The sequence below is a fragment of the ANME-2 cluster archaeon genome (assembly GCA_019429385.1).
GTDB lineage: Archaea > Halobacteriota > Methanosarcinia > Methanosarcinales > Methanocomedenaceae > Methanocomedens_B.
The window spans coordinates 1-14,418 of sequence record JAHYIS010000047.1 but is presented as its reverse complement, the minus strand read 5'-3'; the positions used below and the strand labels follow the sequence as shown (position 1 = coordinate 14,418).

15 protein-coding genes and 3 pseudogenes are annotated in these 14,418 nt (G+C 41.0%); 7 read left to right on the top strand and 11 right to left on the bottom strand.

The genetic code is table 11. The annotated features are described in order from the left end of the window. From K0A89_12060 to K0A89_12050, 3 genes are all read left to right on the top strand, one after another. Nucleotides 1–296, top strand: a 296-nt coding sequence (locus tag K0A89_12060) for an NAD-dependent epimerase/dehydratase family protein (GenBank protein MBW6519219.1), incomplete at its 5' end; no start/stop codon positions are given. Nucleotides 297–991: 695 nt separating this feature from the next. Beyond that, nucleotides 992–1,471, top strand: coding sequence for a PEF-CTERM sorting domain-containing protein (locus tag K0A89_12055; GenBank protein MBW6519218.1), 480 nt, complete (start codon nt 992–994; stop codon nt 1,469–1,471). Between the two features lie 222 nt (nt 1,472–1,693). Continuing rightward, the gene (locus K0A89_12050) at nt 1,694–2,572 is read left to right on the top strand and encodes a circadian clock protein KaiC (GenBank protein ID MBW6519217.1); all 879 of its coding nucleotides are present in this window, start codon (nt 1,694–1,696) and stop codon (nt 2,570–2,572) included. A 213-nt stretch (nt 2,573–2,785) separates the two neighbouring features. Here the strand turns inward: K0A89_12050 and K0A89_12045 are convergent, their stop codons facing one another. The 3 genes from K0A89_12045 to K0A89_12035 form a co-directional block, all read right to left on the bottom strand. Then, the gene (locus tag K0A89_12045; protein ID MBW6519216.1) at nt 2,786–4,408 is read right to left on the bottom strand and encodes a PGF-pre-PGF domain-containing protein; all 1,623 of its coding nucleotides are present in this window, start codon (nt 4,406–4,408) and stop codon (nt 2,786–2,788) included. 71 nt (nt 4,409–4,479) lie between these two features. Further along, nucleotides 4,480–5,136 (bottom strand): hypothetical protein, encoded by a 657-nt coding sequence (locus tag K0A89_12040; GenBank protein ID MBW6519215.1) that lies wholly within the window; start codon nt 5,134–5,136, stop codon nt 4,480–4,482. 638 nt (nt 5,137–5,774) lie between these two features. Next, nucleotides 5,775–5,960, bottom strand: a complete 186-nt coding sequence (locus K0A89_12035; protein MBW6519214.1) for a hypothetical protein — start codon at nt 5,958–5,960, stop codon at nt 5,775–5,777. A 71-nt stretch (nt 5,961–6,031) separates the two neighbouring features. Between K0A89_12035 and K0A89_12030 the strand changes: the two genes are divergently transcribed. After that, entirely contained in the window at nt 6,032–6,553 is a 522-nt protein-coding gene (locus K0A89_12030; protein MBW6519213.1) for an acylphosphatase, read from the top strand. 112 nt (nt 6,554–6,665) lie between these two features. Here K0A89_12030 and K0A89_12025 read toward each other — a convergent pair whose 3' ends face one another. Then, entirely contained in the window at nt 6,666–6,896 is a 231-nt protein-coding gene (locus K0A89_12025; GenBank protein MBW6519212.1) for an acylphosphatase, read from the bottom strand. Between the two features lie 152 nt (nt 6,897–7,048). Between K0A89_12025 and K0A89_12020 the strand changes: the two genes are divergently transcribed. Together K0A89_12020 and K0A89_12015 are read left to right on the top strand one after the other, a co-directional pair. Beyond that, entirely contained in the window at nt 7,049–7,264 is a 216-nt protein-coding gene (locus K0A89_12020) for a hypothetical protein (GenBank protein MBW6519211.1), read from the top strand. Continuing rightward, nucleotides 7,257–7,397 (top strand): hypothetical protein, encoded by a 141-nt coding sequence (locus K0A89_12015; protein MBW6519210.1) that lies wholly within the window; start codon nt 7,257–7,259, stop codon nt 7,395–7,397. Before K0A89_12020 ends, K0A89_12015 begins: the two co-directional genes overlap by 8 nt. Before the next feature lie 162 nt (nt 7,398–7,559). On the opposite strand, the gene K0A89_12010 is transcribed toward K0A89_12015, so the two are convergent. Then, entirely contained in the window at nt 7,560–8,675 is a 1,116-nt protein-coding gene (locus K0A89_12010) for a putative Ig domain-containing protein (protein MBW6519209.1), read from the bottom strand. Between the two features lie 102 nt (nt 8,676–8,777). Between K0A89_12010 and K0A89_12005 the strand changes: the two genes are divergently transcribed. Next, on the top strand, nt 8,778–8,939 hold the full coding sequence (locus K0A89_12005; GenBank protein ID MBW6519208.1) for a hypothetical protein: 162 nt from the start codon (nt 8,778–8,780) through the stop codon (nt 8,937–8,939). A gap of 35 nt (nt 8,940–8,974) precedes the next feature. Here the strand turns inward: K0A89_12005 and K0A89_12000 are convergent, their stop codons facing one another. From K0A89_12000 to K0A89_11975, 6 genes and pseudogenes are all read right to left on the bottom strand, one after another. Further along, entirely contained in the window at nt 8,975–9,337 is a 363-nt protein-coding gene (locus tag K0A89_12000) for a hypothetical protein (protein ID MBW6519207.1), read from the bottom strand. 339 nt (nt 9,338–9,676) lie between these two features. Next, the gene (locus K0A89_11995; protein ID MBW6519206.1) at nt 9,677–10,684 is read right to left on the bottom strand and encodes a putative Ig domain-containing protein; all 1,008 of its coding nucleotides are present in this window, start codon (nt 10,682–10,684) and stop codon (nt 9,677–9,679) included. A gap of 150 nt (nt 10,685–10,834) precedes the next feature. After that, a pseudogene (locus K0A89_11990) lies at nt 10,835–11,506 on the bottom strand (DNRLRE domain-containing protein). Between the two features lie 192 nt (nt 11,507–11,698). Then, nucleotides 11,699–12,472 (bottom strand): annotated as a pseudogene (locus tag K0A89_11985) (PKD domain-containing protein). After that, nucleotides 12,470–13,537: pseudogene (locus K0A89_11980) on the bottom strand (right-handed parallel beta-helix repeat-containing protein). The pseudogenes K0A89_11985 and K0A89_11980 overlap by 3 nt, the downstream one beginning before the upstream one ends. A gap of 270 nt (nt 13,538–13,807) precedes the next feature. Beyond that, nucleotides 13,808–14,418, bottom strand: a 611-nt coding sequence (locus tag K0A89_11975; protein MBW6519205.1) for an IS1 family transposase, incomplete at its 5' end; no start/stop codon positions are given.

Sequence of the window (14,418 nt, the reverse complement as noted above, 5' to 3'; positions counted from 1 at the left end):
ACGGGGATGGCGAGCAGACCAGGGATTTCGTTCATGTGTCTGATGTGGTGCGCGCGAATGTCGCTGCTCTGGAACATGGGGACGGGGGAGTGTTCAATGTGGCTACGGGGTGCAGTGTGAGCATCAATGAGCTGGCACGGACGGTGCTTGAGATTACTGGCAGCAGTGCAGGTATTGTATATCAGCCGGAGAGGGCAGGAGATATCAGGCATTCAAGTGCTGATGTGAGAAGGATTTCGGAGTGGTGGAGCAGTGGAGTTGAGCTTGGAGATGGGTTGAGGAGTATTGTGCGGTAAGGGACATTCAATGAAATTGATCGAGTAAATCGTTATGTTCGGCAGGATTGAAATTTAGGGACCGTTACATTACATGTTGGTGCTTTCAAATTAATCGCAGATGAATGCCGGTGAACGCGGATAAGCTGCCTGAAAATCTGCAATTATCTGCGGTCTTATTATATTCACCAACACGAATTGAAACGGTTCCTTATTGTGGGCGGATTTATCATGTTGATACCCCCATACCGTTCATTTCATGATGAATGTATACTGGCGGGTGAGGGAGTTTCCGGTTGCCAGGTTCGGTGGGCTCAGGGCGGATGGGACTCTTGAAGTGCCCAACGCATTGACTCTTAAGTGGGTTTTGCCTTATTATTTCAGGGTTACCGGGAAGCAAGGGACATGGGCGATGTTTGGGTTGACAGGGGTGTTCTGTTTGATTGGATATTTGTGCCAAGGTGATTGATTTAAATTCGTGGCGATAGGTGATGTTTGTCATGAAAATACGACATATCATTAAGATGAAATGACGCCCCCTAAAATATTGTGGTGATGATGGTGATGATTATCAGTCTTAAGATTCTTCAAAAGATTTAAGTATTAAAATGACCAATGATTATATACTTAACAAAAAGTATCTTTATGGGAAATAGGAGGAAATTAAATTGAATAAATTAATAATAAGTGCCTTACTGATTTTTGGATTGGTAGGGATGATTGGGACGGCGGCGGCGGATCCATATGATGCACTTTTATATAATGCATTAGGAACTGCTCCTGCAGTAACACCTATTGATCTTCAGCCGGGAGCATCTATTACATTAAGTTATCATGCTGAAAATGTAGCTTCAGGATCCATTGGTGATTCAATACCATATTGGAGTAAAGTTACAGTGATCTCAGATGGCTCATTAGGGGAATTGAATACTGACATTGCAGTTTCGACACCCCTAAACTTCATTCCAACTGCGGCTACATTCACAGACGTAGGGGTCATTACTGTTACAAATAATGGTCCAATTGGGGCTGTCTATAATGTTGAAATAGGTGCCTCAGGTGGAATAGTAAGTTTTGATACAGGTTCAGCTTCAAGACCAATAAATAGTATACCTGAATTCCCCACTGTTGCATTGCCAATAGCTGCAATAATTGGACTGATGTTCATTATTAGTTCAAGGAAAAAGGAAGAATAAGCAAAATTAATTAACAGTGATAATTGAACTATTCAATTATCACACCATTCTTTTTTTTGTCTTTTTGTCGATTAATAATCGTTTTTTAGCTGCCATCTTATATTTTATATTTGCTGCAATTGCCCTACAAATAAACTTTTTTATATAATCCCGTTCAATTCTATAGATGGAATGAATATCAATTCCACCAATACCTAAACAAACCCTTTATAGTAACTCCATATCATGCGCGCAAAGCACCCCATACACACCACCCTGAGCACAGAGGCCATGAATGTTCTGGACCGCTATGAGCAGGAGCTGGGTGCCAAGAACATCGTCCTGGAAAAAGCGCTTCTGGGAATGGATAAGATACGTTTCAAGGAAAGGGTCGACACCCAGAGTATTGGCCGGGTAATTAAAAGGGTACCGACAGGGATATTCGGTTTTGATGAGCTTGTGGAGGGAGGCATACCTGAAGGGTTCATTATTGCCGTTACCGGTACGCCGGGCACAGGCAAGACCACTTTCTCAATGCAGTTCTTACTTGAAGGGCTGAAAAAACATGAAAAATGTATTTTTTTCTCCTTTGAGGAAAGGGTAGAGCAGTTCATCAAACAGTCCATTCGATACGGATGGGATATTGGAGAACATTTAGACAAAGGGTATCTGGAGATATTTGGATTCACCATGATCTCAACCGAGGAGATCATTGATATCATTGATACCTTTAAACCCAGGAGAATTGTATTTGATTCGCTGAATATCTTTTCTGATATTTCAGACCTCAGGCAATCTCCACAGTGGAGGAATATCACCAAGAAGATCAAGGAGAAAAATATCACGTGCCTTGCCATTACAGAAAAAAAACACGGACTTGAAGTTAAGGAATATGATGATTTTGATTTTATGGCAGACGGCATTTTTTTCTTTGACAAGCAGATAACACACGAACTGGATATGCAAAAGGCATATATTATCGAGATCCAGAAAATGCGTTTAACAAAGGCAAATGAAATGCCCCAGAAGTTTGTTTTTACGGACAATGGTATTGAGATAAAAAGTCCGGCGGGCCTGGCAAAAACGTTTGAAGTACATTTTAAGAATCGAAAAAATGTCTGAAAATGGCATTTCCAAAAAGATTCCGGATATGTATCTGAAATATCAGGCGCAATAAAGTACCAGTCATCGTTTGACTTTTTGACAGGATGAACAGGATCGGAATGTTGCCCCGTATCCTGTCTGAAATTGATACATTTTTCCCGGGTAATCTCACATATTTACCTGCCAGTTAACTAAATATATATTTACTGTTATACTGCTTGTCAAAAAAAATCAGGAAACTCTTGATGTTGAAGAGTATGTTTTTACTTTTAGAACCAAGTACATAACAATAACACACTCCAGCAATATTCCAATTACCCAATTGAGTGGGGAACCCACCATATCGATAAGACCGACCAATGGAATAACTATTACCAATAACATTACCCAGTGCAGAGGACCGAATCGTCCATGAAGTTTCCTGACAATTTCCTGCGGGTACGCCGTTTCTAACAGCAATCGGTTAAAACGGATACAATCGTCACCTTCAGGTTTTCGCTCAAGCAATATATTCGCTTCCTTTGTGAGGGGGATCTCCCTGAAAGGCCCATCATACAGGTTGGACCCCCGGATCAAAGCATTCATATCATCGACTGTTTCCGGATCTTTGAGGTCATCCCTGCAGAACAGGACCATTGTGCGTATCTTTTGACTGAGGAAAAGAATGACACCATACAATACTGCAAATAATGCCAATAAAATACCAGAAATCAGGGTATTCGATTTCGCAGACCCTGTGGTACCATCGAGAGCAGAGTTTTGTCCATCCTTATCGGTTACTTCATCGTCAGTAGAAGCTTGTGAATAACTTGAACCGGTAATTGCATAGGGGGAAAAACCGGGAGTCTTGGCTTCTAAGAATAGATTGTCAGCATCTTCACGTAATTTTGTAGTATTTAATGGAACCCACTGGCTTTCATGAAAGCGGTACATAGTGATGCTGGATTCATTGATGTTATTCTGGCTGACCCATGACCTGTCTACTTTGAATCCTATTAGCGTGTCCCTGATGTTCTTCTCTGTGGCCCAGCCGTAATTGCCCACCCAGATGTTCAGGTTCTTGAACACGATACCCGGCGGAGCTTTATCAACAAGTGAGGACGTATTTTCCAGTATTTCGACTTTTGCGGCTATCTCTCCTGAACTGGACAATGCATTGAAATTGATGTATTCAACAAGATTACATTCCAGGTCGAATTGATAGCTAATAGCTGAACCCTTGTTCACATATTCCCTATCGGTTTCGGTGCAAATGATATTCTCAAAGGTTTCATCTGGGGGGTCACCACCCCCTCCGCCGCCACCTGTACCCCCATTAGAAGAAGTTATTTTGATATCACCAATTGTTGCATCCCCATTCTTTACAATAACTGGGAGAGAATACCCTGTCGAGTTACTGATGACAACATTTGACATCTGAAATGCACACGTGCCCGACGTATTTAATGCGACAAGACTGATGTTGGCAAATATTCCAGGAGCAGTAACATTACTTTTCCCGAGAATTACGCCATATACGTTGGTAATGGTTCCAAGCGAATTATCTATGGTACCATTGCTAAATATGGTAGTTGCTCCATTCTTGTTCAGAAGACCACCTTCTGTGACGCTTATGACCTGTACCAGAGCACTATCAAAGCCCAGGTTGAACTGTGCCCCTGAGATTGGGACATCTGGTTCTACATATACGCTCAGAGTAAAACTCTGGCCTTCTTCAACGTGCTGAGTTGAGGGTGAGATAGAAAACATAGCTGTCGCTGATGCTGGTCCGGCAAGGTTTACGCTAAACAGCAGTAAAGAAAATAAGATCAATAACGTATAATGCATCCTGTTTGTTGTATGCAAATGTATCATTTTGAATTAACCTTTAGGGCTATATATATCACTTATATTATTCAAAGGTAATCTACCATTTAATTATTTAATCAACCCAGGTTGAAGGTGATTAATCTTAAGTCCTGGACATTGACAATACCATCAGAATTTACATCCCATCTCGGATAGGGGAAAGATGTGGTTTCAGAAAAATGTTCATCGATTATTCCATAATCTGTTAAGTCTACGGCCCCATCACCATTTACATCGTAGATAGACATGACCTCGATAATTGCGTCCATGACTTCAACGACTACAGCATGACCGTCAGGGTCGCTTATGATTACGTTCTTTAAATTGAGCGTTGATGTGAATTCTTCCTGTGGTTCTACGACCAATGTGATAGAAGCAAACGCAGCAGGTGTTGAAACGTTTGATGCGCCCAGAATTGTTCCGTATACGTTTGTGAGCATTCCCTGCCCGACGGTACCGTTATTGAAAAATGTCCCAAAACCACTTTGTCTGAAAAGGTCGCCTTCAGTTACTTCAACTACATTTAATTTTGATTCATCGAACTCGAGGCTGAACTGCATTCCTGCAATTGCAACATCCGGTTCTACAAATACATCTACCGTGAAGATATCTCCTGATGATAATATTTGAGAAGATGAACTGATTGTTACGTTAGATGCGGCAGCAGTACTACTACTGAAACCTGCCAGTAGAATAACAATAAAAATCAATCCGACATTTCTGGTCCCACTCAACATTTACTCACTCTTTGTGTATATCTCTCAAAATAATTAATCCGTAATTTCCAAATAATTGAATTTCATTTTAACATACAGATTAATAATTATAATATATTCTATAAATAGCTTTTGTGCCACCCTGGCTGAAAATAATCCTATTGACATTACCGATATATCGGACCCAATATTTACGTTCCTGGTTGCTTTTGCAGTGAATAGAGAAAAACACTACAGAAAGAACAATACGAACCTGAATAAATGGAGAACTATACGATGAAATGAAACAAAAACGCACCTCAATATTGAAAGATCGAACACCTCTGACAACAGATGCTGGAATATAATATATGACCCGTTTCAAAAAAAATATAGAATGAAAACCAATCTGTGCGCATGATTTGGGAATTCGTGGTCATAGTTTTCGCGTAATTGTGAGCAAGGTTTCAAAATGGTGTCGCTATTGCAGCAGTATCCCAAAAAATGAATTCCGCATATTTGTATATCAACGAATAGGAGATGGCACTGGCCAAAAATCAGTTATGTTGTTGATACTGACTTTAGGTAAAATCAGTGTTAATAGGTGTCTGAATATTAAATAAAATACGGATATCACTGATTTCCTGTGAAAAACTCAAAATTCGCCTGACCTCTGACTAAACGATAGTTTCACCAAAATAATATCCGGCAACTGTCAGATCCTGGACATTTACGACACTATCCTGGTTTACATCCCACCGCGGGTAGGGTGCAACAATAGTCATGCCTTGTTTCTGGCCAATTGCTGTTATGTCCAGAATATCAACGTCTCCGTCTTCATTTACATCCCTGCGGGGATGCACATTATTGATATTGATGATGTGCTATAGGTAGATGCAAATCTTTTTATCTATTCAATTAGTAAAATGATGTTATGCAAAGAGCAATAATTATCGCAAAAGGTAATGTCCAGAGGGTGGGCTACAGAGATGTTGTTGAACAAGAAGCTCGTGAAATGAATCTAACTGGTTTTGTGGAAAATATTAAGCCATATGATGTGAAGATCGTATGTGAAGGGGAGAATGCAAGTCTCGATTCGTTCATAGAGCTAATTAAGATAAAAATGTTTCCCATTGATGTGAAAGACCTGGATGTTAGTTTCGAGGATGCTACCGGGGATTTTGAATATTTTGAGATAAAACGCGGGGATATTGTCGAGGAATTGGGTGAGCGGCTGGATCTTGCAAGGGGAGAAATGACAAAAATGATTGGGAAACAGGATGTCATGATTGATACATTAGAAAATTTCAAACAGGAAACAAATGAAAATTTTAATCAACTCACACATGCCGTATCAAAGCACGATACTGGCGCACAGGAAAGAATTGCCAATTTGAGTGTGGAACTCTCTGAGGTTAAAGTTCGTCTTACGCGTTTGGAATCTGCTATTTTGTAAAAATACTGTGACTTCATGACTGCACAGGCCATTTTATTGCTTTTGGAGCACACACACTAAAATCAGAGTGCGACTAAAAGTCCAATGGACATGATAGATTAATGATCGTACTTTAAAATATCAGACTGTGCACACAACGAACACCTACATCCACCCCGAATTTGAAATTCTGCAGCCGGTGATATTCAAAATTATCATCCCATTCGGCTATAATCTTCATTCTACCATCTAAAAGATTCATTATGGCTCCTGTAATGCCAATCGTTTTGGCTATGGACATAACTTTTCTCCTGTATATAGCACGTTGTATATTGCCGGAAACATGTAAAATTACTCTTTTCATCATGTAGTTGAGACTGTCGGAAAAGTACAAAAATTAAAACATTTAATAAAAGTTAACTCAGTAAATCGTTATGCTATGCCATATTGAAATTTTAGGTCTGGTTGAAATACGTCAAAATATCGACTTTTTCGACGCTCTCCAGTTATCTCCTCATGACCTTTGTTAAAGTTTTCGGTTCAAATCCGCGCACCAGGGTATATGTGCGCCAGGAGAAGGTTGGCGCGGGACATGTTTTCAGATTACATGAATTATATATTTTAACAGCCATGACCGCACTCCACCGGCACAACATCCAGCGCACCCAACTCCCACCACAGCTCACCTCCACATCAACTCCTGCAACAGGTAGTAGCACCAGGAATGGGTAGACTGTTAAGTGCACATGACGGGGCAACAGGAGGCCATAAAGCGGATTGGAGCGGAGTAAATACAACGGTAACCGCAGAGTTCGCAGAGGCACGCAAAGAGGGACAACAACGTTTCGCGATATCTACGCCTTAAATATTATTCAAATCCAAAAGGTTGGCTGCCACCATGCAGCCCGGTCGGGCTGAGGTGGCAGGGGTTTGGGTATCAATTACATAGATTATATATTTCAACAGCCATGGCGGCACTCCACCGACACAACATCCAGCGCAATCATTATCGTTGCCTGACCTCTTCCTAAACTACAGTTTCACCAAAATAATAGCTAGTAACTGTCAGGTCCTGAACATTTACAATACCATCCTGGTTTATATCCCAGCGTGGGTAGGGTGCCTCTATAGATGTGCCATATTTCTGGCCAATTGTAGTTATGTCCAGAATATCAACTTCCCAGTCATTATTTACATCCCAGCGCGGATGTACATCGTTGATATTGACAATGTGCTGCTCTGTAACCTGGTCTGTACCGTCGCTTACTATAATATCAATTGTATGAGCACCTGCACTTAAGTAATCGGTTGTCCAGATATAGCTGGATACTGTACTTTTGGTGACTCCATTGATCTTGATGTCGTAGGTCAATGCCTGGCCATCTGCATCGGATGCGGTTACGTCTATTACGATGTTATTGCCTTCACCAAATGTCGAACCGTCCGCAGGTCCGAATGCTGTGATGACGGGCACATGGTTTACATCATTTACCGTGATCGTGACGGCTTCCGAGTCGCTGATGTATCCATCTGTTACTTCAAAGGTGACCACATAATTGCCTCCCTGGCCAACTGCCGGTGTCCATGAAAAGATGCCTGACGTAGGCCTTAAGCTCGCACCGTCTGGCAGGTTGATGGCTGAATATGCCAGGCTGTCGCCATCTGCATCAGATGCGCTGAGCGTGAAAGCCAGCGTATTTTGTTCGTCAACAGATCTCGCACCAATGGCACCCAGCACCGGGGGGGTGTCGATCAGGATGGTTGCATTGGTAAGGGTGTAGGGGGCATAGGCATTATTGGAGTCACTGATCTTTACATTGTTGAGGTTAAGGTCCAAAACGCCTGTAGTGCTGCCTGCAGTCATGCTGATAGTTGCAAATGAACCCTGCGAGGATGTAGTCGTTTCGCCGAGGATCGAACCATAGACATTTGTAACCGTCCCTGCGACGTTATTGATGGTGCCGCTGCTGAAGAATGTAAAGGCGCCGTCCTGGTTCAGGAGGTTGCCTTCAGTTACGCTGGTCACGGTTGCCAGCGAGCTGTCAAAGAGCGGGTCGAACTGGGCTCCGGCTATGGGGGTTGCGGGGGTTATGAGGGGATAAAATGCAATTTGAGGAGTTCGAAAACTACTTAAGTACTGCATATTAAATCTTAAGATAATGACCAAAGGGTAAACATAAAAAACCGAATTCACAGTGCCTCCGAGGAAGATGAGAATTATTTAGTTTTTGTTGATAGAACTATATTGTGCAGTCTAATTGCTGAAATTGAAAATAAACGTGACGGACTGGAAGCAATCACTGATCCTGATTTTATGAAAGAGATCTGCCTGAGAGTCAATGAGATGGAGAGTGGAGAAGTAACTGCCCTTGATGAGGAAAAGATTTTTGACCTTCTCAAAGGATGAAGTGTGGTAAGGGTAGACACATGAATCTATTACAATCATGCAGTTTCCTGTAACTCTTTATAGGCTTTTGCATATTTGCTTTCTACTTCATTTTCCGTAATCTGTATGGATTTTTCAACGGATTCCTTTGTTTTACCATATCCAAGCGTGGATAGGATTTCTAATGCCTCATCAGCTTCTATCGGTTTTTTCCATGCATTCAGCATGATTTCTTTTGTATCCAGCGTTTCTTTGAAAAGATCAGATCTCAGATTATTGATACTTAAATCTTCCAAATAATGCAGAATCGCCTTTTTGACAAAACCCTCTCTGCTCTTTACGGATTTTGATTGAATTGTTCTATCAATCTTACGGGCTAAAAATTCGCCGATGTTAACTTTCGCGGCAGTTTCTGACATCATTATCACTGGTTAATAGTTGAACATCATCTTTTATAAATGTTCACTTCTGGTGAAGTTGTTCTCCGTGGTTTTAAAAATTACGTATATTATATATTTTAACAGACATGCCAGCACACCCCGAACCACAACTATATGATTCTCTTCATCATTGTGTTGGGAACATCATTATTCAAGATATATTCTTAAACATAGAATCGTATTGCCTGATTTAATGGACAGGATTAACAGGATTGACGGGATATGAAAGTGGCTTGCACCATCCTGTAAATCCTGTTAATCCCATCTAATATTTACCTGCTCAATATTGGAAAGATCCAACTATATTCTCCTGCACCCTTAAGCCACTGTTTCACCAAAATAATATCCCGCAACTGTCAGGTCCTGAATATTTACGACACTATCCTGGTTTACATCTTCCCGCGGGTAAGGTGCCATATAAGATCTACCCTGTTTCTGGCCAATTAACGTTATGTCCAGAATATTTACTTTCCCGTCTTTATTTACGTCCCAGCGCGGATGCACATCATTGATATTGATGATATGCGTCTCTGTGACCTGGTCTATCCCGTCGCTTACTGTGATGTCGATCGTATGAGCACCTGCGCTTAAGTAATCGGTTTCCCAGGCATAGCTTGAAGAAGTGCTTTTAGTTACCCCATTGATCTTGATACTATAGCTCAGCACCTGGTTATCTGTGTCGGATGCGGTTACGTCTATAGTGATGCTGTCGCCTTCACCGAATACCGAACCGTCCGCAGGTACGAATGCTGTGATGACGGGCACATTGTTTACATCATTTACCGTGATCGTGACGGTTTCCGAGTCGCTGAGGTAGCCATCAGTCACTTCAAAGGTGACCACATATGTGCCTGCGTCACCATCTGCAGGAGTCCATGAGACTGCCCCTGATACAGGGTTTAAGCTCGCACCGGCTGGCAGGTTGGTGGCTGAATATGTCAGGCTGTCGCCGTCTGCATCAGATGCACTGAGCGTGAATGCAAGTGTATTCTCTTCACCTACAGATCTCGCACCTATGGCATACAGCACCGGGGCGGTGTCGATCAAGATGGTTGCATTGGTAAGAGTGAATGGTATTTTGTTAGAATCGGCATCGCTGAACACCACATTGGTGAGGTTGAGTTCCAGAATGCCTGTAGTGCTGCCTGCAGTCATGCTGATCGTTGCAAATGAACCCTGCGAGGATACGCTTGCATTCTCGATAATCGAGCCGTAGACATTTGTGACTGTCCCTGCTGCATTGTTGATGGTACCGCTGTTGAACAGTGTGGAGGCCCCGTCCTGGTTCAGGAGGTTGCCTTCAGTTACGCTGGTCACGGTTGCCATCGAGCTGTCGAAGAGCAGATCGAACTGGGCGCCGGTTATGGGGGTTGCCGGGGTGATGGGGACGGTGAGGGTGAAGGAGGCGCCGGGGGCTATTTGGGTGGCGGAGGGGGTGATGGATATGAGGCTGTGAGGAGTGAGGTTCTCAGTTATAGTGATTGTCAGTTTGGGACGCTGGTTTGCATTGGACCAATCCGAACTATAAAATGCAATATAGCTATTGTCAACTTCATTTGCTTTGATCAATAAACCAGTATTCTCATATGTACCGTTAATGTAGCTCTGAACCAGTTCTGTGACATCGAAATCATGGTACATATTATCCGGTGGAGTATCCACAGGGAATGTAACACTGGCATATGGCTCTGCTCCCTGCGCCACGTTGTTCTTATCGTACCAGTCCCCGCCTGGATTATTCCATAGCACTCCATTGGTCTGGGTGTTCCATGTTACGTAGTCCGCATCCCAGTCCGTCGGGCGGTATATGCCAACATCAGTGCTCTGGTTGCGGATCTCATAATACCAGAACAGCGAGAGGGTTGCTTGTTCGATGTGGTCGGTGGAATTGAACTGGGAGAGGTTGAACCAGATTGTGCCGCGGTAATTTCCAATACTATCGATCCTTCCTACATCGATCCAGGTGGTGTCACCCAGCACGGAATCTGGGATTGATTCTCGTAATCGGTTGTCTATAAGTGGTGCGTTATTCTTTGATGTTTCTGTGGTAAAGCTATATTCGATTGACTCATTTAAATTGCCGTTCGGGTCTGTGCTGTTTACCACAAAATAATACGTCGTGTCTGGCGACAGTCCAGTAAGATCTATGCTGTGAGAGACGACATCTGCTGCATTATATACCTCTGCCGTGTATACTCCAGACACTGTGCCGTACTTCACCAGGCTGTCAGATACTTTGTCTGTGCTCCATGTGACTGTTGCTGAAGTACTTGTTATTGATGCTGCGTTTATACTGGTCAGGATTAGTGAAGTTGATGGGGCTTGTACTGTTATGATGGCTGTATCAGAATCGGTACTGCCGTTGGTGTCAGTAACGGTCAGTGTCACAATATATGTTCCTACGGTGTCGTAGGTATGGGTTATCACTGCACCGGTAGCATCCTGCTGGAGGCCATTTGAGGCATCAAAATCCCATACATATGATATTATCCCATTGTCGTCGGTAGATGCCGAGCCATCTAATAAAAAATATTCACCAGCTGTGACTATGCGGTCGAGGCCAACTATGGCGTTGGGAATAAGGTTTCCTGATGGTGTTGATGTTTCTTCAATGGTGAAAGTGTGTTGCGACCATTTGGAATTGCTGAATTGTATGTAGCCTGAAGAATTTGCCTGGAGTGCTGTGAAGTCGATGCCGTCTTTTTTGATGAGGTAATAATGGTTCGGCTGCAGATCATGAACCGTGAATATTACGTTGTTCCCGTCAGTGGTATCTGCTGTGAAATCTATTAGGATATTTCCAAGGAGGAGGGAGATGTCGAATTTGTTCACGGTTAGGGTGGCAGGGTCGGAGGCGGGGTGCGCGGTCATGGGATGTGTGGTTAGTATTAAATTTGCATTATTGGTTATACTTTTTGAGGAGTAATCACTATAATGTAAAGTCTCAAATCCTCCATTATTACTTATTAAACTATTTAATGAATCGATATAATAAATTGGGGTCTGTGGGGTTATTTGAATTTTAATTCTTTTATTTGATGTTCTCGGAAGAGTATCTTTAAAGACAATCGGTGCTTCGTAATTTCCTGATAGTATCCAATAATCATTGAACATTATATTTACAAATACATTATTATCAAAAGTAATGTTTCTAAATGTATTTACACCATCACCATTTTGAAAAACAGCCCCATAATACGCCCCATTACATGTGTTATTTACTATAGAAGTATCAAATACACCAAGGTTATTTTCAAATCCAGCCCAGCCTGCGAAAAATAGGCATCTTCCTTCTATATTCGTGAAAGTATTATTAATTACATTTACATGCTCAGAGTTTAAAATTTCCAGTGGACGTACTTGGTCATGGAAATTGTTATTCGATATCGTAATGTAATCCGTCTGTCCATTATGCAAATAAAGCCCTACTTGTTTTTTTCCAGAATATCCAGGAGTAAAATAGAACTCATTATTATCAATTAAAGAAAAGGAAACATTTGTATGAAAATCAATTAAATTATGCGGTGCATTATAAATGCGAGAATTTCTAACTGTTATGTTACGTAATATGTTGGTTCTAGCCTGATTAGTTATATGTATACCATGGTCTCCAGTATCATGAACAGTGACATTATCAATCAGAATATCATTAAAGTTGTCCTTAAATGTAATTCCATCGGCTGCCATATCATAAAAAGTTGAGTTTAAAATTAGATTATTATTTCCACTCCCGCCATAATAACCAAATTGGTAATTTTTTACTGTTATACCATCAATTATGATCCCACTTTTATAACCTGTTTTTATCCCAAATCCTGTTTTATCAATCCCGTCCAACGTAGGAGTTCCACTATATGCTACCATTCTAATTGGATTCGCCAAATTACCAGAATTAGAAAAAATAATATGTTCATCATACCATGTTCCATCGACAAGATAAATTGTGTCTCCTGCCTGAACCATCTTTGCTGCATAACTCGGGTTTCTCCATGAATCACCAATATGAAGTCCTGTATTTAAATTATTACCATTTGTTGCAACATAGTAATCAGTTGCGCTTGCAACAGATGACAAAGCAAAAATCAATGACACCACTAAAAAAATAATAGTAAGTGATTTTATTCTTATAAAATTATTTAATCGTCCGAATATGAACCGTCTTTGGATGTTTTCTACCATAAGTTAAACCTGCTGTTATATGTTGGGATTTATTACAAACAATTTATGACCATAGTTTTATATTTGATGGCCAAATATTGAAATATCTAAAATTTAGTTAGAGTGATTACGCATGTTAAAGTCAAATGTCAATTTCGATTCAATTTGAATGTAAAACATCCAGTTTGAATTAGCAGGAGTTAGATGCTCAAATTCTTGAGGTCTTATATTTTGAAATTATTTAATTTATTTCGTAACTATTCAGCCTTATCCTCATTTATCGGCAGTGTCCTAATTTAAGATACTTAATGAAAAATAAAAAAATTGCTCCCAATTCCATTGATGATCAGCTAAACCTTCCAACATTGCAGGAGTCTCGGTTTTAGTCAACTTATCCATAAAGTTCCAATAAAAATGAAATAATTCGAAAGAATTTATGAGTTTTGGCATCTTTTTCGAAAAGCATTTTGTTTCTCTAACTAATCTGCCCTGCCTTTCACGACAAATACTATTCATATTTTCGATGTCTGTCGTTTCGATTTCATCTATCTTAGGAGTTCCATAAATGACTTTCTTGATTTTATCAACAACTCTTCCTCCCTCCCTTATTTTGATAACTTGTCCATAGTCAACACATGTCTCTGCATAATACTCAGGAATAGTATTTGTATAGTCATCATGTCCATCAGAAAATATTTCAATTTTTTTATCTGGAAAAGGCAATTGTATTCTATCAAAAACTTTCTCAAATAATTTTGCACATGTTTCTTTTGTCCGTTTCCCAATCTCATAAGCAACGATGAGATAAGACCCTCTCGTCATGAAAGTGAATATCCAGGCATCACCTTCGATATCTGAATTAGGGCTTCCTGGCTCAACGTTTTTTTGTTTTTTTTTACGAA

Coding starts and splice junctions, on each gene's coding strand:
- K0A89_12055 (MBW6519218.1), top strand. CDS start 992: ATGATTGGGACGGCGGCGGCGGATCCATATGATGCACTTTTATATAAT.
- K0A89_12045 (MBW6519216.1), bottom strand. CDS start 4,408: ATGATACATTTGCATACAACAAACAGGATGCATTATACGTTATTGATC.
- K0A89_12030 (MBW6519213.1), top strand. CDS start 6,032: ATGCAAAGAGCAATAATTATCGCAAAAGGTAATGTCCAGAGGGTGGGC.
- K0A89_12025 (MBW6519212.1), bottom strand. CDS start 6,896: ATGAAAAGAGTAATTTTACATGTTTCCGGCAATATACAACGTGCTATA.
- K0A89_12020 (MBW6519211.1), top strand. CDS start 7,049: ATGACCTTTGTTAAAGTTTTCGGTTCAAATCCGCGCACCAGGGTATAT.
- K0A89_12015 (MBW6519210.1), top strand. CDS start 7,257: ATGGGTAGACTGTTAAGTGCACATGACGGGGCAACAGGAGGCCATAAA.
- K0A89_12010 (MBW6519209.1), bottom strand. CDS start 8,675: ATGCAGTACTTAAGTAGTTTTCGAACTCCTCAAATTGCATTTTATCCC.
- K0A89_12000 (MBW6519207.1), bottom strand. CDS start 9,337: ATGTCAGAAACTGCCGCGAAAGTTAACATCGGCGAATTTTTAGCCCGT.
- K0A89_11995 (MBW6519206.1), bottom strand. CDS start 10,684: ATGGCAACCGTGACCAGCGTAACTGAAGGCAACCTCCTGAACCAGGAC.